This is a genomic window from Williamsia sp. R60, assembly GCF_054063855.1.
The window spans coordinates 341,807-364,737 of record NZ_JBSSGR010000003.1; the positions used below are offsets into that span (position 1 = coordinate 341,807).

The following is a 22,931-nucleotide window of genomic DNA, read 5'->3' on the forward strand; positions in this document are numbered from 1 at the left end:
CAGGCGTTGCCCTCTGCCTCGAAGAGGAGCACCCGGCTGGTTGCCCAGCCGGGCCCTGAACCCACACTTCGAAGATCAGGCTCTCTCCTCCGCGCGGCGCTTCTGGGCACGCAACTCTCCGTGCCGTTTGAGCATTTGAACGGCGACCCGGCTCAGGTCCTCGGGCGGCGTAGGCAACACGGCTTGACTGGTCTCGCGGCTCGGCAATGAGATGACCGCCGTCGCAGGGCAGGTTACCTCGCCGCGCTGGCTGGTACCGCGCAGAGCGACATCGACAAGGTAGCGGTCTCCCTCGGCTCGCTTGCCGGTTACCTCGCCGGTGAACGTATGGGTATCGCCCTGATAGTTGAACTTCCGCATCTGGCTCGACTGCTGCACCAGCCAGCCCTCGTCGCCCATCCAGTCTGTGAGGTAGTGACTGATCCAGCAGTCGCGCATCATGCCGTAGTCATATGCGGCCGGCAGTCCGATGGATCGCGCATACTCGCTGTCCCAATGAATACGCTGCGCCACATCAGGGATCCCATTTTCGTTCGGGATGTAGAAGGCCGTGATTCGCTGGCGATTCTGGTAGGCCAGCCGCCCGGTGGAAGGTGTGTATGGGGCGAATCCGTAACCACCTGAATGGAATACGACCATGTCGGTGGTCGTCAACGGACCTTTGGCCATCGTGCCCAGGCTGTCTCCGACGTTGACGTCTTCCCAGTAGCGTGTCTCGCCGCCGCGGCGGACCTCTGCTGCATAGATCTCGTCGATCCTCGCGATGTCTTCATCGCTGTACGTTGCCGGACTGATGGCATCGTACTTCTTGCGCTTCTTCGATTCATGGCGCTCGGTGTGGATGGTGATCACCCGCTGTACCTGAACGATTTCGGCACGCTGATTCATCTGCACGTGCGACCGGGTCACGATGAGTGATTTGCCGGCAAACTCCGACACTTTCTCCTCAACACTCTCGAACCCCTGGAACGAATAGAGAGTGTCGCCGTCGTAGACCGGCCGGTACCAGTCGGTGGTGGTACCCGAAACGAACACATGAATGCCGCGAAACGACGGCTTGCGCTGCTCTCTTGGAACGGGATCAGCCAAAAGGGACTGTGTCAGTGCGATATTGATCATCGGTGGTGCGATCTGTCCGCCCCAGCGGGTGTCCATACCGTAGTCCTCTTGGCAGAACAGCGGATTGTCGTCGCCATAGCTGCGTGCAAAGTTCCGCATGATGTCGGGAGTCGCACGGGTGTATTGCTCCCGTTGCGTCATCGCGTGATACACGCCGACCAGGTCATGGGCACGCTGGACATCAGACTCTGTGAAGGTGTAGATCTTTGCCTCTTCGGACACCCTCGGTAGCTCGTCTGTTTGTGGGGACGTCATGTCGAATCGAACCTCCGTGATCGTGGGCCTGATCAGACCCGGGGCAGCCGGCCCGGTTGCCAGGGAGACCCGCCGGCGATGTGCGCTCGCAGGGCGCCCACTGACGTGAGCACAGCATCGGGCGACTGTACCAACAAAGGTTACTAAGTAAAAGCGGTAACCTGCGAGGTTGGTCCGCCGCCGCGCCGTCGACGCCTCGAACGTCGATGTGGAGCAAGCAGCGACGGACCAGCCGTTCGGCCCCGGTGCGCGGCGCTTCATTCCCGTGGACAACAGCGATTCGGTTATGCTGCCTTGCAGCGCATTCCGAACACAATAGGCAGAACTCATCGACGTTGACCCCTTCACCCTTTGACGGTGAGGTCTGGGGCATCACCTTCTAAACATATATGACTCGGTTATATTCCTAAGATGTCGCTCTCTCCCGAGGCTGTACGACAGTCGTTGGCGCAAGCTCGCCGACCGCCGCTGCGGCGAATCCTCGACCTCGATCCCGTCGACCGCGACGTGTCCCTGGGTCACTCGGTCATGAAGGCAACCCGGATCTATGGCGGTCAAGCAGCGGGGCAAGCGCTGGTGGCCGCCGCCCAAACGGTGTCGCCAGATCGTCCCGTGCATTCATTGCACGGCAGTTTTCTGCATCCGGGTGACCCTGCGCTGCCAGTCCGGTACGAAGTCGACCGGCTTCGCGACGGCGGCAGCTTCACCTCCCGAAGTGTCAAAGCAACGCAGTCAGGCGTGCCGATCTTCACTGCATCTGTTTCGTTCCAGCGGGTGGAAAACGGCCTTTCACATCAGCTTCGGGTCAGCGCACCCGCTCGGCCACCAGAGGACTTGCCAGAATTGGAGGACAGTCTGACCGAGGACGAATTGGTCACGGCCGCGTGGTTGCCGCAGCTCCATAACAATGTGGCCGTTGACTTCCGATTTCCGGAGGAATATCCCAGGGTCGCCAACGCGCGCGGCGAGTCTCGACCACCTCTCCAACGGGCGTGGATCCGAGCATCGGAGCCACTCGGCGACGATCCGGTGACCCACGCATCGGCGTTCGCGTATCTGTCCGACCTCTTTCTCCTGTCGTCCGCGTTGCCTCCACACACGATCACGATCGAGGACCCACGCCTCCAACTCGCCAGCTTGAACCACACGGTCTGGTTCCACGAGCAGTTCCGCATCGACCAGTGGCACCTCTACGAACAAGAGGGATCGTGGATGGGTCATGGGCGTGGGCTCTGTCGCGGTTACCTCTATGACCGAAACGGAACGTTGATGGCCAGCACGGTCCAGGAGGGACTACTAAGACTTCGGAGTTGAGACAGGGGATCACCGCTGATTTTTCGCCGTGTCGAAGCACGTTGCGAGGCCCCAGAAGAACCATTTTGCAACGCAGGTAGACCCTGACATTTTCGATTGCCCACCCGAAGAACGAAAAGAAAGTCACCGCATGAGCATCCGTACCGCCCAGCAATATCGAGAAGGTCTACAAGACAACCGACGAGTCATCTATCGGGGCGGAGCCGTCCCCGATGTCACATCATTCGCAGAGTTCGACGCAGCAAATCAATCACTCGGCCCTGGCTTACGAAATATCCCTGCTGCGACCAGATCTGGCTGTCGCTGACGGTCCCGACGGTCCCTACACCGCGTTTTACCGAGTCCCCCGTGACGCTGACGAGATCGAGGCCCGGGCAAAACTCATCGAAGAGGTATCCCGGCTCGGCGCCGGCACCATCGTTCTCAAAGAGGTCGGCAGCGACGCTCTGTTCGCCCTGCTTCGTGCCCTGAGCGGCACCGGGCTCGAAAATGCGCGGGCCTTCTACGAGAATTGCTGCGCAAATGATGTGGCGCTCGCCGTGGCGCAAACCGATGTCAAAGGCGATCGCTCTCTGGCACCACACCAACAACCCGATCCCGACCACTACCTCCGCATCGTCAACGAAGACTCTGACTCGATCACGGTGCGCGGAGCCAAGGTTCATACATCATTCTCGGCGAACGCCGACGAGATCATAGTGTTGCCCACCAGGGCGATGGGCGAAGCGGATGCGGACTACGCTGTCAGCTTCGCGATCCCCATCGACACCCCTGGACTCACTCTGTTCGTATCGCCGTATCTTCACGGCGAACGCAACAGCTTCGAGCATCCCATCTCCTCACGCCACAAACTGCTGGAGAGCCTCACCGTCTTCGACGACGTTCGAGTACCCAAGGATCGAGTGTTCCTCAATCGCGAACCCGCACTGGCCGGCCCACTGGCGCTGGCCTTTGTCGATCACCACCGATTCACCGCCGTGAACTACAAGCTCCCCTTCCTCGACATATTGGTCGGCGCTGCAACATTGATCGCTGAGGCAAACGGCATCTCCAAGGCAGGCCACGTCCGGGCCAAGATCACCGAGCTCGTCACCTATGCCGAAACAGTGCGCGGCTTTGCCGAAATGGCGTCCATTCGCTCGGCAGGTGGGGGCAATGGTGTCCAACTCCCCGACCCCCTGGCGGTCAACATGGTCGAAGTTCCATTTTGCGTATGGATTCCACGCGGCCGTCGCCACCGTACTCGATGTGGCAGGCGGTTTGGTCGTCACCGGTCCGGGCGGTGACGACTGGAACGACCCCGAAACCCGAAAGGCTATCGAGAAGTATTTCGCCGCCGCGGTTCCCGCTGAGCAGCGCCTGAGAATTATGAACTTGATCGGAGATATCGGCGCCGGTCAATGGGGTGGCTACCAGTCAGTGCTCGCAACCCACGCCGAAGGATCGATCGAGGCAGAAAAGATGCAGATCGCTCGCTCGTACGATCCCAAGCGGGCGAAGGACGACGTCACTGAACTGATTTGCTGAAGTTCGGGGTAGTGGCCCGATCTACGCCTGTCGCACCACCCCAACACGCAGCTCCTGTGTGTCACAACACTGGCGAGTGGCTCCGTCCTTACGGCATCCTGCGTGCCCGAGCCACGCCTGCTCCGTGCCTCGGCCGTTCAAAGCCTGCTGATCATCTAGGCAGATGGCGCTAGCTGGTGTGGGGCGTCAACATGCGGCCATAGGGATCCGAACCTGGACCGCTTGATCTGGTAATCGTATTCAGCGCGGTGTACCGAACCCACGCCGAGCAGATTAGCTTTAGCAAACCGGGAGGCCTCAGGCCGTGCCAGGTTGCCGGGCGACTCCGACTTCTGAGCCGCAATCTTAGCGCGGGTTGCAGATGGGTCCGGTCATCAGATGTTCGACAGCGTCCCGTCCGCGGTGGCTCAGTCCTAGGCCTCGTCTGGCTGGAACCGGTGCAGAAACGGTTGCTGGCGGGCGGCCAAGCTGAGTTCGGATGCATTCCGGCAAACGCGCAAGCAACCCACGACGTCTCGCCCCATCGGCCGGTCTCGCAGACCACGCCTGATCCGGCGCGGTCGTCAAGATAGATGCCTCCTAGTCCCACTGGCTCGATGTTCGAATCTACGCAGGTTAGTCTAATCGCAATCCGCGCTAATTGGATTTAGCGCAGAAAGTCCCACCACCGAGGTCTGAACTCATGGGCCGCGGTACAACGCGACCGGGCAGACGCATAATCGATGGCACCTCGAGGAGTCGACGGTTGCGCGCGGAGCCAGCGGCGGCGCTAATCAGCGAAGGGGGAGTCATCAACGTTGCCCGGCAACGTCTTGTGTTGTTGTGAGGCCCTGCCGGACTCAGACTGCGACCCAGTGGGCCTGTTTGTACACGTCCACGTTCCCCATGGAGAAGTGTCCGCGCGTACGCACGCCGTTATCGTGGCTGGCATCCGCCCACTCGTGCACATCCACCTGTGCACGACACCGGCCGGCGGGGCGGTCGCTCTCGGGACATCGGCCCGATTAGCTGGGTTCCCTGAAGGCCGCAAGAATCCCGGCGTGCACGGGTAGCATCAAAGCTGAAGTCGGCCGTCCGAACCGTCCCGATACGGGGGGTTGTCAAGTGCGCCAACTCCTCCTGTGGTGGCGGCAGCCAGACCACTTTGACTGGCTGTCTGACTATTTGGCCGCCCGTAGCCTGACGTCGGCGACCAGATACGTCCTTGCGGCGATCTTGGCGATGCTGGCGATGGCGACATTCTTGATGATGTTGAGTCCCTCGGGTCCACAGAACACGTCCCAGAAAATGGTGTCCATCGCCGTGACGGTCGGTCTATCCGCAATCGCCGCCGGCTACGCGTGGCGGTGGCCGAACCGCAGGCAGTCGCAACTTGCCTCCGTCGCAGGAACCCTTTTCATCGCGGCGGCCTGCCTGGCTGACTCCGATCCGCGTGCAGGCATGCTCGGATGCACGGCGTTCATCGGCCTTGCGGGCTATATCGGCTTCTTCCACTGTGCTCGCTACCTGTCGCTCACGCTGATCATCTCGCTGGTGACCGCCGTCATCTGTGCCGTCCGGATCGCGGTCGGCGGCGATCCGGCCATGGCGTTGTCGAAGCTACTGGTGATGGGCGGCGGCATCCTTGCGGTGCCATTCTGTGGTCAGGTACTCGTTCACTGGCTATCCGTCGACGCACTGAAGTCCTCCACTGATGCTCTGACCGGACTGCGCAACCGTCGCGGTTTCCACCGTGCCGCGTCCGATCTCATCACCGGCGCCGCCGGAGACCCCGAGAGAAGCATCACCGTCGTGATGATCGACCTCGACGCCTTCAAGGCGGTCAACGATGCTTACGGCCATACCGTCGGCGACATGACCCTCATCGCCGTCGCTGACAGCTTGCGCAGAGCCAGTCCCGAGGACGCGGTCGTGGGCCGCATCGGCGGCGAGGAGTTCGTGGTAGCCGAGATCACGCCAGGCGGCAAAGCTGACGACACCGCCGAACGCCTCCGCACAGCCATCGCCACGATGTCGTGGAATGTGACAGCCAGCCTCGGCGTCTCGAGTATCGGCCTCGTCGAGGTCACCGGTAACACCCGCGAGCTCATCAGCGGTCTGATCGCCGCAGCCGACGCCGCGATGTACGAGGCAAAACGCGCCGGAGGCAACCAGATCAGTCACGCCGACACGCCGATTCACTGACTACCTGGTCCCAGAACTCACGTTGCCGAATCCTGGCCACCGACTCCTCAGACGGAGCCTTGTTGTGGGCCAACGCGCTGGCCGCGTCCACCCCTGCCGCGAACTCTTTGACAGCTCGCCAAAATCGTTGCATCACAGTCACGTTCTGTTTGTCCATGTACCAAGGGTGGCGGAGATGAACTGCAACGAAAAGTGGCACTGATGCCGATCTCCGTTAAGATAGTGCCATGTCTTCGCAGCGCTCCCGTCCGGGGTCAGCACGCACCGTGGCCATCCTTGCCTACGACGGGATGACCGCATTCGAAATGGGTATCGCCGCCGAGATATTCGGCCTGGCCGAGCTGTCCGAGTCATTCTGGCCGGGCATGGTGCGGCCCTGGTACTCGGTGCAACTGTGCACGGAAACCGCCGATCCGGTGAGAGTTGTGGGCGGGGCGACCCTGAAAGCAGCATTCGGACTCGAACAACTCGCCGCAGCACACACGGTCATCATCCCCAGCATCCGCGACATACACGCCCCCATCTCCCCCGATGTCATCTCCGCGGTCAGACACGCCGCGGGGCGGGGGGCACGTCTGGTCTCCATCTGTTCGGGTGCCTTCGTGCTGGCCGCCGCCGGGGTGCTGGACGGGCGACGGGCGACCACCCACTGGCGTTACGCAGAGCAGCTCCAGCAGCGGCATCCGGACATCGAGGTGGACCGCCTACCCCTCTACATCGACGAAGGCGATGTGCTCACCAGCGCAGGTTGCTCGGCCGGGCTCGACCTGTGCCTGCACATCGTGCGCAACGACCACGGCCCCTCCGTCGCGAACGAGGTGGCGCGAAGCCTCGTGATCGCACCGCACCGTTCCGGCGGACAGGCCCAGTTCATCGAGAACCCACTCCCCGCAGTCCAGGACGACACCGCCATCACCGACAGCATGGCCTGGGCGCTCGCACACATCGACCGCCCCCTGAGCCTGGACGACCTTGCCGCCCAGTGCAATATGTCGAGACGCAGCTATCTGCGCCAGTTCACCAAGACAACTGGCACCACACCGATCAAGTGGCTGATCGCCCGCCGGATCGATGTGAGCCTGGAACTACTGGAAACATCATCCGAACCCGTGGAACGCGTTGCCGCGCTCGTGGGATTCGCGTCCGTTGTGACATTTCGACATCACTTCACCCGATTGATGGACACCACGCCCAGTCAGTATCGGGCGACCTTCCGCGCCGGGTGACCATCGCAGCCATCCTCTGTGTCAACAGATCCCATTCATTCAACGCAAGGTGTCGGCGTCCAGGGTGCGCGCCGCGACATGCTCGACAACCGCCAGAGCGCCGCACCGCTGGAATACCTGGCGCTGCTGCATCGCGCCGTTTCCACGGCGGAAGAGTGTGTCCAGCGCGTCATCCACGGCCGCACGCTCACCCAGGGCGTCGAGTGCGGACGTGATGTGGGCGAGCATCCCTTCCACGGCGGTGCGCACCGAAACCATGCTCCCGGAGAGCAGATCTGGACACTCGCCGGTCAGACCGTCGCGTGCTGCCCTCCATTTTGCCACGCGAATGTCATCGGAACTGATCGCCCGCGCGGCGGTGGGTGGGCCATCAGCAAGGGCCGTCATCACCAGCGCACGCACCAGCGTGGCGTAGAGCACCGTCTCGTCCACAGTCGCGGGAACGTCACTGACGCGGACCTCGATGGTCGGAAAGTTGCTGGAAGGCCGCACATCCCAGTAGATCATCCCCTCGTCGAGCGCAGCGCCCACCTCGAGGAGCCGAGCGGTGGCGGCGTCGTACTCCTCCACCGACGCGAGATGAGGGGGAGCACCCGCGCTCGGCCATCGCGACCACAGCATGGTCCGCCAGCTGCTGTACCCAGTGTCCGAGGATCGATGGATGGCCGAATTGGCCGTCAGCGCAACGAGAACGGGCAACCATGGTCGCAGCGAGTTGCTCACCTCGATTGCACGTGCGCGGTCCGGCACCGCAACATGCACGTGGCATCCACACACGCCTTGCTCGGCAGCGATGATGCCAAAGTTTTGTGCGATGCGCTGGTAGCGGTCGGTTTTCGATACCGGCTGACGTTCTCCGACGATCGGCGGCACGCCCGCTGCAAGCACGCGGCCGCCCATCTCCCGAGCCGCGGCACCGGCTTTGTTCCGGCTCTCCACGAGGTGCCGCCTGAGGTCGGCCATGGAGTCGAGTATCGGCGTCGCGGTCTCGATCTGGCACGGCGTCAGTTCGAGATCCAGGTCGAGTCCCAGCGATTTCGCGACGTGGGCAACCGCGGCGCTTTCCATGAACGGTTCACCTGTCGACTCCTCGACGAGCAGGAGCTCCTCTTCGACACCGAACGTGGGAACGTCCAAACCCGTACTCGCCACCGCACACCTCCTCAGGTCCCCCGACCGACCCCGACCGCCCTCGTCCGTGAGACGCGACCGGCACCTCATTGAGAGGTACCTCCGCATCGATCGCGGCAAACGGCTGGCAGGGGGTGGTTTCGGGCGAGGCCGCACCGGGTACCCGCCATACGAAGGACTGATGTCAATCTGGAGGACGACATGGATCAGCGTACGAAGGACGAAACCCGCAACAAACTGTCTTTGCCAGTCGGCTGGTCCGGATTTGTGGCCATCGCGGGTGGCGCGGCCTGTGTCGCGATGGCGATCCTGACTCTCGCCGGCGGTCACATGATTGCTGCCGTCATCCTCGCTGTGGGCGCAGTGTTGCTGTTTGCATGGGGCTTTTTCGCCTACCGCGCGACCGACAGCCTCAAGGACAATCACGTGTCGGAACTCAAGGCACGCCGTGACCGCGTGCGTTACCGCGCCAAGTACCCGCGAAAGAACCGCTGACCATTCAGGGACCTGAGGCTTGTCGATGACCAACGACGTCGAAAAGCGCTGGAATGATCGAACGGTCTACCGCGCCGCGGTGACGTATGACGTGGCGGTCATCGCCGCGGCATTCGGCTGGCTGATCATCTACCTGGTGATCGACCCGAGCAGTTCGGTCTGGGCGATCGGAGTCCCGGCACTATTACTGCTCGGCGGGCTGGGGGCGTTCGTCCAAACGTACCGTGTGTGGAAACGCGGTGGCGGTTGGCCGGTATGGCAGGGCGCCGGATGGTTCCTGTTCGTCCTGATGCTGCTGACCCTGAGCTTGCCCGTCACCGCCGATTGACAATCCGTTCTGTTGAGTTCTCACGCTTGTGCCCCCGGCCAAAAGGTCGGGGGCACAAGCGTGTTTGCGCTATTTCGACGTTGTCATGACATCGCCCACCAGTCGTTCAACGGACTGGGCTCGGGCCAGATCACGGTTTCATCCAACTCCACAGCATCACCCCTCTTTCGCGGTCGACCAATTGCGATGTCAGTCAGTGGTTCTCAGGAGGAACTCGTCTCGATCGACTTCTGTGAGTCCGTGTGGTTGATCGAGATTCGGCGAGGCTTGGCCTTCTCGGCAACCGGAATGGTCACCGACAGCACACCATTTTCGTAGCTCGCCGAGATGCCCGCCGCGTCGATTCCGTCGCCCAGCGTCAGCTGGCGGCGATACGTGCCGTAAAACCGTTCGCTCGACATCCACTGCACGGAATCCTCCGACCGTGCCGTCCGATGGGCGGTCAGGGTCAGCGTGCCATTGTCCACACTGACATCCACCGAGCCGGGATCCACGCCCGGTAGATCGGCGGTGAGAACGTAATGGTCCTCGACCTTGTAGAGGTCCATCGGCATGAACCTCGGCGTTCGAGATGACCCCACCGCCTGGCCGGTCAACAGTCCCCGCGCCAACGTGTCCACATCACTGAAAGGATCAAACCGAAGCACAGCAACCCACCTCCTGCTCGACACTTCGGCCCGCCACCCTGGCGGGCAGCCAATCACTGTGCACTACTTTTTTAGCACTCATCACCGGGGAGTGCCAAGTACTTTTTTCGACGAGTTGCGCACTCGCACACCATCTCCCGGTTCGGCGCCGATCAGCCCGCCGGATCCCGCCACCACAGGTCGGTGGGGGCGACCGGAACGGTGCGCTTGTGCCTGGTCTTGACGAAGGCCTGCTCGATGGTCTTGGCCGCCTCGTCGGAGACTGCCTCCCCGGTCAGGTACGCATCGATCTCGCGGTAGGTGACACCCAGGGCCTCCTCGTCCGGGATGGCGGGCCGGTCGTCTTCCAGATCGGCGGTGGGCACCTTGGTCCACAGGCTGTCGGGCGCGCCCAGACGTTCCAGGAGTCGCGCTCCCTGCCCCTTCGTCAATCCCGAGAGCGGAACCACGTCGGCGCCGCCATCGCCGTACTTGGTGAAGAACCCGGTCACCGCCTCGGCCGCGTGGTCGGTGCCCACGACGATGAGGTTCAGCTGGCCCGCCACGGCGTACTGCACGATCATGCGTTCACGCGCCTTGACGTTGCCTCGGACCAGGTCGGTGAGCTCGTCTATGCCCAGCGCAGCAGCGGTGGCCTTTGCCGCGGCATCGGCGGTGTCCTTGATGTTCACGCTGATCGTGCGGCTCGGCTTGATGTAGTCGATGGCGGTGTCGACATCGGCCTGGTCGGCCTGCACGCCGTACGGGAGCAAGACCGCCACGAACTCGGCTGATCCTCCCGACTGATTGATCCGGTCAACCGCCAGCTGGCACAGACGCCCGGCCAGCGAACTGTCCTGCCCACCACTGATACCCAAGACGAAACCGTTCGCTCCGGCGTTCTGCGCGTAGTCGACCAGGAATTGCACCCGGTTCTCGACCTCCGCGGCGACATCGATGTCGGCGCGGACGTTCAACTCGTTTCGGACTGTGTCTGCGAGGGAATACATAACTTCACCGTAGCCGGGGTACACCGGTCCTGCGAACCGAATGGCAACTGTTGCACGATGTTTGCAGCAGCGATGCGACGCGCCCCAAAACAACGTGAGGACAACATGATTGCCGATCCCGACGACCGAGTTCCGACCGAGGACGAGGTGCAGGAGCTGTGTGAGGAACTGGCGAAGTTGGCGGGCGAGCACGATCTGACCATCGCGACCGCCGAATCACTCACCGCGGGTAACCTCGCCTCCCAACTCGGCCGGGCCACGTCGTCCGGCGACTGGTATTGCGGTGGCGTGATCGCCTATCGCAAGGAGGTCAAGTACTCGCTCCTGAAGGTGCCCGAGGGGCCGGTCGTCAGCGAAGAAGCAGCTCTGGCGATGGCACGCAGCACCGCAGAGTTGATGGGTGCCAACCTCGCAGTCGCCGTCACCGGCGAGGCAGGACCCGAACCGCAAGAGGACAAGGAACCCGGGACGGTCTGGTTCGGCGTCTTCGATCACGGTTCGGTGGACGCCACCAAGCGGGTCTTCGATGGCGACCCGCCCGACGTTCTGGCCGCGACAGTTGCTGCCTCGGTGCGCATACTCGTCGACCGGGCGAAGTCGTCTGGCGGGTAGCAGCACGGGCCGCGGCGCCATGTTTGGGTACGCCGGCGATGGCTATTCCACACCCATGTCTGAACTCAGCGCCCTCGCCCTGATCTGCAGCCTCAAGCCGTCACCTGCGCCATCGAGCACCGAGTTGCTTGCCGGTCAGGTGCTCGCCCAACTCGAGACCCATGGGGTGTCGGGGTCGAAGATCCGCGTGGTGGACCACGACGTGAAGCCCGGAGTGGAAGGCGACATGGGCGACGGCGACGAGTGGCCGGCCATCCGCGACGCGATCCGGAAAGCCGACATCTTGGTCGTGGCGACTCCGACCTGGGTCGGTCACATGTCGAGTGTCGCCCAACGTGTTCTCGAGCGCCTGGACGCAGAGCTGTCAGAAACCGACGATCAGGGGCGGCCCGCAATGGTGGGCAAGGTCGCGGTGACGGCAGTTGTCGGCAACGAGGACGGCGCACACAAGATCACAGCAGATCTCTTCCAGGGGCTGAACGACATCGGTTTCACGATTCCCGCTCAGGGCGGAACCTACTGGAACGGTGAGGCAATGCAGGGGACGGACTACAACGACCTGGACGAGACACCTGAGCCCGTAGCCACCACCACTGCCACCGTGGCGAGGAACGCGGCCCATCTGGCCGCGCAGCTGAGGTCGGCCCAGTACCCACCCTACTGACCGCCCGCCAAACGGCTTTCAGGGATCAGCGGGTGTACCGCAGATAAAGAAAATCGTTGTGCGAGAGCACATGTGCCAGCTTCATCCGTCGAGGCCCACCCAGAGTGGTCTTCGACCTGGGCGATCCGCCCTGCCCGCCGGCAATCATGGGTGACACCGTCACGCACATCTCATCGATGAGGTCATGCTCTGCCAGGGCCTGCAGCAACGACGGTCCGCCCTCACACAGGATCCGCCGAAATCCACGCTCCCGCAGGGCATCTATCGCCTGCGGCAGATCCACCCGGTCGTGGCCGGCGACGATCGTCTCGTGAGCGTCATCAGGCTCACCCTGGGCGGCCACCGCGGTCGTGATGATCAACGGTCGAGGCTCGACACCGAACAGCCGGGATTCCCTCGGCAGCCTTCCTTTGGTGGTGACCACCGCAACCGGTGGCGGGCCAGTGGAACCCAGCTTGGCCTCGCGGAGCCGTATCTGTCTCTCCGTCAGGATCACTCGACCGTACAACTCCGCACGCACCGTTCCCGCCCCGACGAGCAACACGTCGGCGAACGCGCGCAGATCCAGGAGCAATTGGTGGTCGGTCGGATCGGAGATGGCGGCGACGCGGCCGTCGAATGCCGCCTCGTTGTCCAGGGTGTTCACCATGTTGACGCGCACACCGTCCGGCGGATCGCTGTAGAAGTCGAGCGGCGCCACCGTGTCTGCCGCGGTCAGCACGGTCACCTCTGTCTCACTCATGTCGCGAAACCGACCGGCCCGTCATGTATACGGTTTGCGGGCCGTCTCCGGATCGCCGTAGGTGATCGCGCGTTCACGCCTCGATCCGGTCGCCAGTGTGGCTGCCCAGTTCAGCAGAGTGCCAGTGCGATTGCGCGCGCCGGACAGGAACGCGATGTGGATGACGCCCCACGACAGCCATCCCGCCATACCCGACATGTGCAGGGGTCCGGCTTGGACCAACGCGTGATGCCGGGCGATGTACGCCGCGTTGCCCAGGTCTCGATACTTGAACGGCCGCCTCTTGTTGGTCTTGCCTTCCACCGCAGCGGCGATCACCGCACCGGCGTGCCGCCCACCCTGCATGGCGACCTCGGCGACACCGGGAAGTTTGTTGCGCGACATCATGTCTCCGACAACGAACACATTCGGATGCCCCGGAACGGACAGGTCGGCCTCGACCGCGATGCGTCCTGACCGGTCTTGCTCCGCACCCAAGGCTGTGGCCAGCGTCCGTGCGAACGGAACCGCTTCCACGCCTGCCGTCCACAACACCGTCCGGGTGTCGAACCGGGTCTTCGTCTTCGGTTCGGCCTTGGTGGTGATCTCCACGTCCGTGGCGGTCACATCGGTGACGTGCACGCCGAGGTGGGTCTCGACCCCCACCTTGTCGAGTGTGCGCAGCGCGCTGTCGCTGAGCTTGCTGTCGAACGACTCCAGAACCCGCTGGCCACCGTGCAGGAGCAGCACCCGCGCCTCACCCGGGTCGATCGACCGAAACTCGTGTGTCAGTGCGCGCGTGGCCAATTCGCGGATCTGTCCGGCGAGCTCGACACCGGTGGGTCCACCGCCCGCGACAGCGAAGGTCAGCCAGGGTTGGCGTTCTTCCGGTGTGGGCAGCGATTCCGCCATCTCGAAGGCGGCCACCAGCTTTCGGCGGATGGTCAGCGCATCGTCGAGGGTCTTCATGCCCGGCGCCCACTGGATGTACTCCTCGTGACCGTGGTACGCCTGCTGCATTCCTGCAGCCACCACGAGGTAGTCGTACTTCAGCTCGAAGGTCGATCCGTCGAAGCGGCTCGCTGTGAGCACTCGCGCCTCGGTGTCGATGGCGTTCGCCTCACCGAGCGCAACGTGTGCGTTGTCCTGATTGCGCAGCAGGTGCCGCAGAGGACTTGCGATCGATCCTTCGGACAACAACCCGGTGGCGCACTGGTACAGCAGTGGCTGGAACACGTGACTGGTGCCGCGCTCGACAACGGTCACCGCGACATCGGCGCGCTTGAGGCGCTTTGCCGCGTAGAGACCTCCGAATCCTCCACCCACGATCAACACATGGGGCCGGCCGGGTGCAGTCATTCGGTGTCAACTCCTTTCGCTGCAAGACGGCGCAGCGATACCCGCTTGTTCACAACTCGAATCATGTTATGCGGTTCGGGTCATGACCGGGCCTGACTCAGGCCGCGCGCGGCGTCACGTCAGATAGCCGCCACCGCGTGGGAAGAAGTCTTTGCCCGCATGCTCCACACCGTCTTCGGTCCGCAGTCGTTCCACGACCAGCCCGTGGTTCTTTCCGCGGTATGCGTCGGCTCCGGCCACGATCACCATGCCGTCCCCCTCGTGGATGAACACCCGGCCGGGGGTGCCGCCGTAGATGCCTGTCGAGACCGAGGCCTTGGTGATCCGGATGCGCTCGCCACGGAAGTGGGTGAAGGCGTTGGGGTAGGGATCCGATTGGGCGCGGACGAGGCGATCGATGTCCTCGGCGGGCCAGTTCCAGTTGATCTGGCTGTCGATGTCCGCGCGCTTGTGGAAGAAGGTGCGGTCGGCGAGATTCTGTGGCTTCCAGACGGCTTCACCCGACTCGATGAGGTCGAGGGCCTCGATCAGGACCTCGGGGATGATGTCGATGGTTGCGCGCACGAGATCGGTGGCCGTGTCACGAGGTCCGATCGGCACGGCCCGTTGCACCACCACATCACCGGTGTCGAGGTCGTCGTCCATGCGGTGGGCGGTCAGGCCCACCTCCTTCTCCCCGCTGATCAGCGCCCAGATGACCGGCGAGAAACCGGTGAACTTGGGCAGCAACGAGTCATGCAGGTTCAGGGTGCCGTGCGGCGGTAGATCGAAGAGTTCACGCGGTAGCCAGGTGCGCCAGTTGTTCGCGACGATGATGTCGGGCTCGGCGTGCTTGACCTGCTCGATCAGTTCGCTGTCGGGTCGTTGCGCGAGATGGACGGGGATGTTGTTGGCCCGGGCCAGTTTCTCGACGGAGTCCGACCAGATGGACTCGTACGAGTGCTCACTCGGCGGGTGGGTGACGGCCAGAACCACCTCGTGATCCGACTCGATGAGTGCTTCGAGAGTCTTGTGTCCCCAGGTCTGATAGCCGAAGGTCGCTACTCGCATGAAACTTGCCTCTTCAGTCGTCGGAAGTACGTGGCGCCCGCGAGTGCACCACAAATGTGCGTTCAGCTTGACCGACTGAGATAGGTTATGCAAACCTACATTCACCATTGAAGTTAGTGCAGCATTCCCTAAACTCACCCAGCGATGCAACGGGGCCTCGCCGAGTGGGTCAGCGCGCTCCGGACAGAAGAGATCCTCAGGTGGATTCCGCACATACCTTGACCGGGAACCCCACCCCCTCGGCGCCTTCCCCGACGACTCCAGCTGCCGGATCGGCACCGTTTCCGTTGACCGCGGCCCAACGCGGTATCTGGTTCGCCCAGCACCTGATGCCCCACACGCCCATCGTCATCGCGAACTACGCGGAGATCCATGGCCCACTCGACGTTGATCTGCTCGATGACGTGGTCCGCGCCTGCATGCACGAGATCGACTGCGGGATGCTCCGCCTCGTCGACATCGACGGTGAGCCGTTCCAGGTGGTCGACCAGACCCTCTCGGATCGATTCGAGCGAATCGACCTGCGCGGCGAGGACGATCCCGAACTGGCCGCGCAGGAATGGATACACGCGAATTACTCGGCGCCGATAGATCTGCTCTCCGATCGGCTGATCAAGGGTGCGGTGCTCCGCGTCGGCGACGAGCACTACCTCTGGTACTCCTGCATCCACCACATCGTCATCGACGGCTACGGCGCCATCCTGTTCATCAATCGTGCCGCCGAGATGTACACCGCAAAGCTGGCCGGACGCGAGGCCGACACCCAGGCCGTCCCTCCACTGCAGGCGCTGATCACCTCCGAGAACGACTACCGGTCGTCCAGCCGTTTCCAGCGCGACCGCGACTACTGGCTGGCAAAGGCCGCGAATCTCCCCGAGCCACAGTCGTTGTCGCCGTTCGAATCGGCGCCCGACGTCAGACCACGGCGAGTCGGTGAGCTCCTCTCGACCGAGGTCACCCGGCAACTCGAGGCCGCTTCGACGAGATTGAAGAGCTTCGAGACACCACTCTTGATCGCAACCCTCGCCGTGTACATCGCCCGAATCACCGGTTCGGCGGACGTGGTCCTGAGCCTTCCGGTGTCGGGGCGGACCAACGCGGTGCTTCGCAAGTCGGGCGGGATGGTGTCCAACATCGTGCCCATCCGCGCGTCGATCACACCGACGACGACCGTCGGCGACCTCGTCTCCCACATCCAGCTCGAACTCACCGGGGCCCTGCGCCATCAGCGCTATCGGGCCGAGGATCTGCGACGCGACCTCGGTGCAGGCGAGGACTCCCGCGGCTTCTACGGGCCGGTCATCAACATCATGAACTTCCCGTCGGACATCCGTCTGGGGCCGGTCACCGGGCGGTTCCAGATCCTGTCGACCGGGCCGGTCCACGACCTGTCGGTGAACCTCTACCCGAGTGCCGACGGCAACACCCGCGTCGACTTCGAGGCCAACCGGCACGCTTACGGAAGCGATGAGCTGCGCGCGCACCACCGCCGGTTCGTCACGCTCCTGCAGACGATGGCCACAGCCCCGGCCGGCGCCGCCGTCGACGGCTTCGATGTCTTGACAGCCGACGATCGCCGCGCTCTTGTGCCATCTCGTGGCCCGGTGGCTGTGCCCCCGGCAACGTTGAACGAAATGACAAGGGCCGCAGTGCTGGCCGACCCGGATGCCGTCGCCTTGGAGATGCACACGACGCATACGTACCGCCAGGTGGACGCCTGGTCCGATCAGCTCGCCCGAGAGCTACGCGATGCCGGCGCATCCATCGAGCAGTTTGTTGCCATCGCCTTGCCCCGGTCGCTCGACTCCGTACGCAGCGTGTGGGCGGTTGCCAAGACCGGTGCGGCGTTTGTCCCGGTGGATCCGTATTACCCGGCCGACCGCATCGCGCACATGCTCACCGACTCGGGCGCCCGACTGGGCATCACCACCAGCGAGTTCCGCTCGCAGCTGCCCGACACCGTGCAGTGGCTGGTGATCGACCAACTGGAGATCGACAGCGAGGTAATCGCGACGACGACCCCCGCAATGGAAGTCGATGTCTCGCTGGATCATCCCGCGTACATGATCTACACCTCCGGCTCCACCGGAACCCCCAAAGGTGTTGTCATCACCCACCGCGGACTGGCCAACCTCGCCGCCGAAAGAAAACACAACTACCTCGTCGAACCCCACTCGAGATTCCTCCACAACACCTCACCCAGCTTCGACATGGCCATCGGCGAACAAATCGCCGCACTCTCCGCAGGCGCCACCCTCGTGGTCTCAGCACCGGACCTGAGCCCAGCGGAGCTCACCGATTGGATTGTCACCAAACGGATCACCCACGCGTTGATCACCCCGACCATGCTGTCGGCGCTCGATCCAGACGCGCTGGTCTCCCTCGAGGTGCTCGGGGTCGGGGGCGAGGCGGTGACCGGTGACCTGGTGGACCGTTGGGCCGTCGGACGACAGATGCGCAACGGATACGGACCGACCGAAGCCACCGACATAGCCACCGTCTCCATCCTGCGGGCAGGCAAACCGGTGTCGATCGGTACCGCCGTGCACGGTTTCGAACTGTTGGTACTGAACGCCCGCCTGCAACCTGTGCCTGCCGGTGTACCCGGCGAGCTGTATCTCGCCGGGCCCGGCCTCGGCCGCGGTTACCACCGTCGACATGCGTTGACCGCAGAACGGTTCGTGGCCAATCCATTCGGCAGCCCCGGCGATCGCATGTACCGGACCGGGGACGTCGTCAGCTGGGCCGGCGACCACCAACTCCGCTATCACGGACGAGCCGACAGCCAGGTGAAGATTCGTGGGCATCGAATAGAACTGGGCGAGATCGACGCGGTGCTCCGGTCTTCTCCGGATGTCCGGCACGTACGGACAGCGGTACGCGAACTCGCCGACGGCCATCCGGCTTTGGTGTCGTACGTGGTGGGTGACCCGCGCTCGGCAGACCGTCTTCGAGAGTTCGCCGGGCGTAACCTCCCCCGCCACATGCAACCGGCGGCGGTCGTGCTGATCGACGCGCTACCACTGACCCCCACCGGCAAGCTGGACGAACGGGCGTTACCTGTACCCGAACTCACCCGTAGCGCCTACCGCGCGCCGAGTTCCGACGCCGAACGTGTTGTCGCAGCGGTGTTTGCCGAGGTGCTGAACATCGACCAGGAAGACGTGGGGGCTGACGACAGCTTCTTCGACCTGCACGGCAACTCACTGTCCGCGATGGGGGTGGTCTCCCGCATCAATGCGGAGTTGGGCAGCGGGTTGACCGTTCGCACGGTCTTCGAGAGCCCGACTGTGTCCGGCATCGCCGCGGCGGCGGCGGGAACCACCGGACAGGCAGCCCGTCCGCCTCTACGGCGGGGTGATCGCCCCGCCCGGTTGCCGTTGTCTGCGGCGCAGCAGCGCATGTGGATCCTCAACCAGTTCGACACTGCGGCTGCAACATACAATCTTCCGTTGGCCATCCGACTCACCGGAGAACTCGACACGAGTGCCCTCACGGCAGCTGTCGATGACGTGATCCGACGCCACGAATCGCTGCGCACCACATTCCCGAATGACGACGGCGGACCCAGGCAGGTGGTTCTGCCACCGACTGCGGTGTCGCTCGATCTGACCCCGCAACCGATCGAGGCCGACCACATCGCCGCGGCCGTGCTGACGCTCGCCCGCGACGGTTTCGATGTCGCGGCGGGGGTCGCCATCCGGAGCCGGTTGCTTCGCAGCGCCGCCGACGACCACACGCTGGTACTGGTGATCCACCACATCCTCGCCGACGGCGTCTCCATGGGACCACTCGCTCGCGACGTCATGCTCGCCTACAACGCCCGCACCGAAGGACTTACGCCGAGCTGGCCCGAGTTGCCCGTCCAGTACGTGGATTTCACGCTGTGGCAACATCGTGTCCTCGGCTCGGAAGGCGATCCCGATTCTGTTGCAGCGCAACAGGTCCGATATTGGCAACAAACACTCGACGGCCTGCCCGCGGTGCTCGACCTGCCCACCGACCGACCACGGCCCGCCGTCGCCTCACACCGCGGAGCGTCCGTCGACTTCGAGATAAGCCGCTCGACCGGCGCCGCGCTACGGGAGCTGGCGCGACAACGTGGTGCATCCATGTTCATGGTCGTCCACGCCGCACTGGCCACGCTCCTCGCAAGGCTGTCCGGAACCGAGGACATCGCGATCGGCGCGCCGATCGCAGGTCGCGGCGAAGAACAGCTCGACGACGTCATCGGCATGTTCGTGAACACGCTTGTCCTGCGGACACAGGTGGACCTCAGTACCGGATTTGCCGACCTTCTCACCCAGACCCGCGCCGTTGACCTCGGTGCGTACGCCCACGGTGATGTCGCATTCGAGCGTCTCGTCGACATCCTGCAACCGCCGCGCACCCAGGCGTATTCGCCGCTGTTCCAAGTGGTTCTGAACTTCGAACCAGGGCTGCCCGGCAGCTTCGAGCTCCCGGGCCTCACTGTGACTCCCGTTCCCCTCGACCCAGGTATCGCCCAGTTCGAACTCGCGTTCTCCATCACCGAGCCGGCCCCCGATGACGACTGCCTGCGTGGGTCGCTGCGCTATGCAACCGACCTCTTCGATCGCCGCTCGGCACAGGACCTCGCCGACCGTCTTGTTCGGATCCTCGTTGCGGTCGCCATCGACACTGCCACGCCCCTGGCCGACCTGCCGCTGTTGACCGCCGAGGAGAACGCGAAGCTGGTACCCGTACGCGGCCCGGCATCTGTTCCGGCAGCGTCAATGGCCGAACTGATCGACACGGCCGTGCGGCAACGCCCCGACGAAGCCGCGTTCATCTGGGATGGCCGTGCGCACAGTTATCGAGAGGCCGACGCCTGGGCCGACAGCTGCGCCCGAGTCCTGCAGGAACATGGCGCCGCACCAGAACGTTTCGTCGCCATCGCCCTGCCCCGGTCTGCGGACTCGGTGCGCAGTATGTGGGCGGTTGCCAAGACCGGTGCGGCGTTTGTCCCGGTGGATCCGCACTATCCGGCCGACCGCATCGCGCACATGCTCACCGACTCGGGCGCGCTGTTGGGCATCACCACCAGCGAGTTCCGCTCGCAGCTACCCGACACGGTGCTGTGGCTGGTGATCGACGAGCAGCTCGCCGCCCCCGGCAATAGCATCCCATTCGTGCCGAAACCCCGAGTCTCGCTGGATCATCCGGCGTACATGATCTACACCTCCGGATCCACCGGAACCCCCAAAGGTGTTGTCATCACCCACCGCGGACTGGCCAACCTCGCAGCCGAAAGAAAACACAACTACCTCGTCGAACCCCACTCGAGATTCCTGCACAACACCTCACCCAGCTTCGACATGGCCATCGGCGAACAAATCGCCGCACTCTCCGCAAGCGCCACTCTTGTCATCTCACCCCCGCACCTGCCACCGGCGTCGCTCGGCGACTTCATCCGGTCAGAGCGGGTGACCCACGCCCTGATGACACCCACCATGCTTGCCGCGCTCGCTTCCGACGACCTTCCCGATGTCAGGGTGCTGGGTGTCGGCGGTGAGGCAGTGTCTACAGCGCTGGTCGACCGGTGGGCTACCGGCCGACAGATGCGCAACGGATACGGGCCGACCGAGGCCACCGACATAGCCACCGTCGGCAATCTGCGGCCAGGCGAGCCGGTCACCATCGGCGCTGCAGTGCACGGATTCACGCTCCTCGTGCTCGACGACCGCCTGAATCCGGTACCGGTCGGGGTGCCCGGCGAGCTCTATCTCGCCGGACCCGGTCTGGCCCGCGGCTACCACCGCAGATTCGGCCTGACAGCAGAACGGTTTGTCGCCAATCCATCTGGCGCGCCGGGCGACCGGATGTACCGCACCGGCGATGTGGTCGCCTGGACTGCAGATCTGGAACTGCGCTACCACGGACGCACCGACAGCCAGGTCAAGATCCGCGGACACCGCATCGAACTCGACGAGATCAACGCGGTTCTGCTTAAACATCCGGCGGTCGGGCAAGCCGTCACCATCGGCACCGCCACCCCCACCGGCGAGCCGGCCCTGGTTTCGTATGTGGTGCCATCGACACACTCCAACCCACCGGACATCGTGCACCTCGCGGTGTTCGTCAGCGAGTTCCTGCCCCGGCACATGGTGCCTGCCGCGATGGTCGCGGTGGCCGGCATCCCGGTCACACCGACCGGAAAGCTCGACGAATCACGTCTGCCCGTCGCAACTTTCGAATCGCGGACTCCGTACCGAGCTCCGAGCACACATACCGAAGTCGTCGTCGCGGCTGCCTTCGCTCGATCACTCGAACGACAGCAAGTCGGCGTGCACGATGACTTCTTCGCACTCGGCGGCAACTCCCTGTCGGCCATCGCCATGGTCGGCTCGATCGGCGAGCAACTGGGCCGACGAGTCCAGCTGCAGTGGTTGTTCGCCGACCCCACCCCGATGGCGTTGGCCCGACGGATCGATATGACCGATCCCGTTCAGGACGACGCCGCCCTCGACGTGGTGCTGCCGATCCGCCGCACCGGCTCGGCAGCACCGCTCTTCTGCATACACCCGATAGTCGGATTGTCCTGGTGTTATCGACCTCTGGTGCAGCATCTTCCAGAGGATCGGCCGATCTACGGCATCCAGGTACCCGGGACCGACGACACCGAGCCACCACGGTCCATAGAGGCGACGGCCGCACGCTACGTCGCGGAGATCCGGCGCATACAACCCGACGGTCCCTACCACCTGCTCGGCTGGTCGCTCGGCGGCGTCCTCGCGCATGCGATGGCTGTGCTGATCGAAGAACAGGGTGGCCAAGTGGCCGGTTTGGTGATGCTGGACAGTTTCGCATCACCACCGGTGCCCGCAGCCGACGAATCCGTTCACGCGGGAGATCTGCTGGCGGGACTCGGATTCGACGGTGCCGTACTGGAGCAACTGGGAGCAACGTCCGCAGATTCCCTCACCGACGTGCTCGCGGTGATCGAGGATCTGCCACACGGCATCGAGCGTCATCAGGTTCGGCGCTTGGTCGACTTCGCCGAGCACAACAGCACACTGTTGCGGGAGCATTCACCGGGCATCTACACCGGAGACCTGCTCTTCGTCACTGCCGACGGTGATTCACCGGGGTCCACGGCTGCTGCCGACTCGTGGCTGTCGCATGTGAAAGGCGAGATCTCCACGCTTGCCATCCCGTTCACCCATTGGCAGATGTGCAGCCCCGCCGCGCTTCGTCTCACCGGCCCCTCCATCGCACGTCATCTCGCCCGCCGGTCCGACGTGACACTCGTCGGCGGAGAACGCTGACATGGGGCCTCGGCACACCCGGTC

18 protein-coding genes are annotated in these 22,931 nt (G+C 63.8%); 10 read left to right on the forward strand and 8 right to left on the reverse strand.

Translation table 11 applies throughout. The features are described 5' to 3' along the window. Window positions 1–75: 75 nt before the first annotated feature. Complete coding sequence (locus tag ACVWY6_RS14970; RefSeq protein ID WP_457540161.1) at window positions 76–1,374, reverse strand: FAS1-like dehydratase domain-containing protein; 1,299 nt, start codon at window positions 1,372–1,374, stop codon at window positions 76–78. Window positions 1,375–1,785: 411 nt separating this feature from the next. On the opposite strand from ACVWY6_RS14970, the gene ACVWY6_RS14975 reads away from it, so the two are divergent. The 3 genes from ACVWY6_RS14975 (at window position 1,786) to ACVWY6_RS14985 (ending at window position 4,215) form a co-directional block, all read left to right on the forward strand. Beyond that, the gene (locus ACVWY6_RS14975; RefSeq protein ID WP_457539076.1) at window positions 1,786–2,688 is read left to right on the forward strand and encodes an acyl-CoA thioesterase; all 903 of its coding nucleotides are present in this window, start codon (window positions 1,786–1,788) and stop codon (window positions 2,686–2,688) included. A gap of 212 nt (window positions 2,689–2,900) precedes the next feature. Next, window positions 2,901–3,974, forward strand: a complete 1,074-nt coding sequence (locus ACVWY6_RS14980) for a 4-hydroxyphenylacetate 3-hydroxylase N-terminal domain-containing protein (RefSeq protein ID WP_457539077.1) — start codon at window positions 2,901–2,903, stop codon at window positions 3,972–3,974. Then, a complete protein-coding gene (locus ACVWY6_RS14985; RefSeq protein ID WP_457539079.1) occupies window positions 3,937–4,215 on the forward strand; it encodes a 4-hydroxyphenylacetate 3-hydroxylase C-terminal domain-containing protein in 279 nt (92 codons plus the stop codon). The genes ACVWY6_RS14980 and ACVWY6_RS14985 overlap by 38 nt, the downstream gene beginning before the upstream one ends. Window positions 4,216–5,375: 1,160 nt before the next feature. On the opposite strand, the gene ACVWY6_RS14990 is transcribed toward ACVWY6_RS14985, so the two are convergent. Then, window positions 5,376–5,513 (reverse strand): hypothetical protein, encoded by a 138-nt coding sequence (locus ACVWY6_RS14990; protein WP_161633962.1) that lies wholly within the window; start codon window positions 5,511–5,513, stop codon window positions 5,376–5,378. A gap of 4 nt (window positions 5,514–5,517) precedes the next feature. Here ACVWY6_RS14990 and ACVWY6_RS14995 point away from each other — a divergent pair, with 4 nt between their 5' ends. Together ACVWY6_RS14995 and ACVWY6_RS15000 are read left to right on the forward strand one after the other, a co-directional pair. Beyond that, window positions 5,518–6,399, forward strand: coding sequence for a GGDEF domain-containing protein (locus ACVWY6_RS14995; RefSeq protein ID WP_457539081.1), 882 nt, complete (start codon window positions 5,518–5,520; stop codon window positions 6,397–6,399). Between the two features lie 227 nt (window positions 6,400–6,626). Beyond that, window positions 6,627–7,625, forward strand: a complete 999-nt coding sequence (locus ACVWY6_RS15000) for a helix-turn-helix domain-containing protein (RefSeq protein ID WP_457539083.1) — start codon at window positions 6,627–6,629, stop codon at window positions 7,623–7,625. A 39-nt stretch (window positions 7,626–7,664) separates the two neighbouring features. Here ACVWY6_RS15000 and ACVWY6_RS15005 read toward each other — a convergent pair whose 3' ends face one another. Next, window positions 7,665–8,777 carry a carboxylate-amine ligase gene (locus ACVWY6_RS15005; protein WP_457539085.1) on the reverse strand — a complete coding sequence of 371 codons (1,113 nt, stop codon included), beginning with the start codon at window positions 8,775–8,777 and terminating at the stop codon, window positions 7,665–7,667. A gap of 180 nt (window positions 8,778–8,957) precedes the next feature. On the opposite strand from ACVWY6_RS15005, the gene ACVWY6_RS15010 reads away from it, so the two are divergent. Together ACVWY6_RS15010 and ACVWY6_RS15015 are read left to right on the forward strand one after the other, a co-directional pair. Beyond that, entirely contained in the window at window positions 8,958–9,251 is a 294-nt protein-coding gene (locus ACVWY6_RS15010; protein ID WP_062796431.1) for a hypothetical protein, read from the forward strand. A gap of 25 nt (window positions 9,252–9,276) precedes the next feature. Then, entirely contained in the window at window positions 9,277–9,579 is a 303-nt protein-coding gene (locus ACVWY6_RS15015; RefSeq protein ID WP_457539087.1) for a hypothetical protein, read from the forward strand. Between the two features lie 203 nt (window positions 9,580–9,782). Here the strand turns inward: ACVWY6_RS15015 and ACVWY6_RS15020 are convergent, their stop codons facing one another. Continuing rightward, complete coding sequence (locus ACVWY6_RS15020; protein ID WP_023954550.1) at window positions 9,783–10,226, reverse strand: Hsp20/alpha crystallin family protein; 444 nt, start codon at window positions 10,224–10,226, stop codon at window positions 9,783–9,785. 152 nt (window positions 10,227–10,378) lie between these two features. After that, window positions 10,379–11,215 (reverse strand): ammonia-dependent NAD(+) synthetase, encoded by an 837-nt coding sequence (gene nadE, locus ACVWY6_RS15025; RefSeq protein WP_457539089.1) that lies wholly within the window; start codon window positions 11,213–11,215, stop codon window positions 10,379–10,381. 57 nt (window positions 11,216–11,272) lie between these two features. Between nadE and ACVWY6_RS15030 the strand changes: the two genes are divergently transcribed. Together ACVWY6_RS15030 and ACVWY6_RS15035 are read left to right on the forward strand one after the other, a co-directional pair. Next, a complete protein-coding gene (locus ACVWY6_RS15030) occupies window positions 11,273–11,827 on the forward strand; it encodes a CinA family protein (protein ID WP_457539091.1) in 555 nt (184 codons plus the stop codon). A gap of 55 nt (window positions 11,828–11,882) precedes the next feature. Next, a complete protein-coding gene (locus ACVWY6_RS15035) occupies window positions 11,883–12,491 on the forward strand; it encodes a flavodoxin family protein (RefSeq protein ID WP_062796426.1) in 609 nt (202 codons plus the stop codon). A gap of 25 nt (window positions 12,492–12,516) precedes the next feature. Here the strand turns inward: ACVWY6_RS15035 and ACVWY6_RS15040 are convergent, their stop codons facing one another. The 3 genes from ACVWY6_RS15040 to ACVWY6_RS15050 all read right to left on the reverse strand — a co-directional run bounded on the left by ACVWY6_RS15040 (window position 12,517) and on the right by ACVWY6_RS15050 (window position 15,621). Beyond that, window positions 12,517–13,233, reverse strand: coding sequence for a pyrimidine reductase family protein (locus ACVWY6_RS15040; protein ID WP_457539094.1), 717 nt, complete (start codon window positions 13,231–13,233; stop codon window positions 12,517–12,519). A 21-nt stretch (window positions 13,234–13,254) separates the two neighbouring features. Next, on the reverse strand, window positions 13,255–14,571 hold the full coding sequence (locus tag ACVWY6_RS15045) for an NAD(P)/FAD-dependent oxidoreductase (protein WP_457539096.1): 1,317 nt from the start codon (window positions 14,569–14,571) through the stop codon (window positions 13,255–13,257). 114 nt (window positions 14,572–14,685) lie between these two features. Next, a complete protein-coding gene (locus ACVWY6_RS15050; protein WP_457539098.1) occupies window positions 14,686–15,621 on the reverse strand; it encodes a methionyl-tRNA formyltransferase in 936 nt (311 codons plus the stop codon). Between the two features lie 200 nt (window positions 15,622–15,821). Here ACVWY6_RS15050 and ACVWY6_RS15055 point away from each other — a divergent pair, with 200 nt between their 5' ends. Then, window positions 15,822–22,907, forward strand: coding sequence for an amino acid adenylation domain-containing protein (locus ACVWY6_RS15055; RefSeq protein WP_457539100.1), 7,086 nt, complete (start codon window positions 15,822–15,824; stop codon window positions 22,905–22,907). Window positions 22,908–22,931 lie beyond the last annotated feature (24 nt).

Coding starts and splice junctions, on each gene's coding strand:
- ACVWY6_RS15045 (WP_457539096.1), bottom strand. CDS start 14,571: ATGACTGCACCCGGCCGGCCCCATGTGTTGATCGTGGGTGGAGGATTC.
- ACVWY6_RS15000 (WP_457539083.1), top strand. CDS start 6,627: ATGTCTTCGCAGCGCTCCCGTCCGGGGTCAGCACGCACCGTGGCCATC.
- ACVWY6_RS15010 (WP_062796431.1), top strand. CDS start 8,958: ATGGATCAGCGTACGAAGGACGAAACCCGCAACAAACTGTCTTTGCCA.
- ACVWY6_RS15050 (WP_457539098.1), bottom strand. CDS start 15,621: ATGCGAGTAGCGACCTTCGGCTATCAGACCTGGGGACACAAGACTCTC.
- nadE (WP_457539089.1), bottom strand. CDS start 11,215: ATGTATTCCCTCGCAGACACAGTCCGAAACGAGTTGAACGTCCGCGCC.
- ACVWY6_RS15030 (WP_457539091.1), top strand. CDS start 11,273: ATGTTTGCAGCAGCGATGCGACGCGCCCCAAAACAACGTGAGGACAAC.
- ACVWY6_RS14975 (WP_457539076.1), top strand. CDS start 1,786: ATGTCGCTCTCTCCCGAGGCTGTACGACAGTCGTTGGCGCAAGCTCGC.
- ACVWY6_RS14970 (WP_457540161.1), bottom strand. CDS start 1,374: ATGACGTCCCCACAAACAGACGAGCTACCGAGGGTGTCCGAAGAGGCA.
- ACVWY6_RS14990 (WP_161633962.1), bottom strand. CDS start 5,513: ATGGACACCATTTTCTGGGACGTGTTCTGTGGACCCGAGGGACTCAAC.
- ACVWY6_RS15035 (WP_062796426.1), top strand. CDS start 11,883: ATGTCTGAACTCAGCGCCCTCGCCCTGATCTGCAGCCTCAAGCCGTCA.
- ACVWY6_RS15015 (WP_457539087.1), top strand. CDS start 9,277: ATGACCAACGACGTCGAAAAGCGCTGGAATGATCGAACGGTCTACCGC.
- ACVWY6_RS14980 (WP_457539077.1), top strand. CDS start 2,901: ATGTCACATCATTCGCAGAGTTCGACGCAGCAAATCAATCACTCGGCC.
- ACVWY6_RS15040 (WP_457539094.1), bottom strand. CDS start 13,233: ATGAGTGAGACAGAGGTGACCGTGCTGACCGCGGCAGACACGGTGGCG.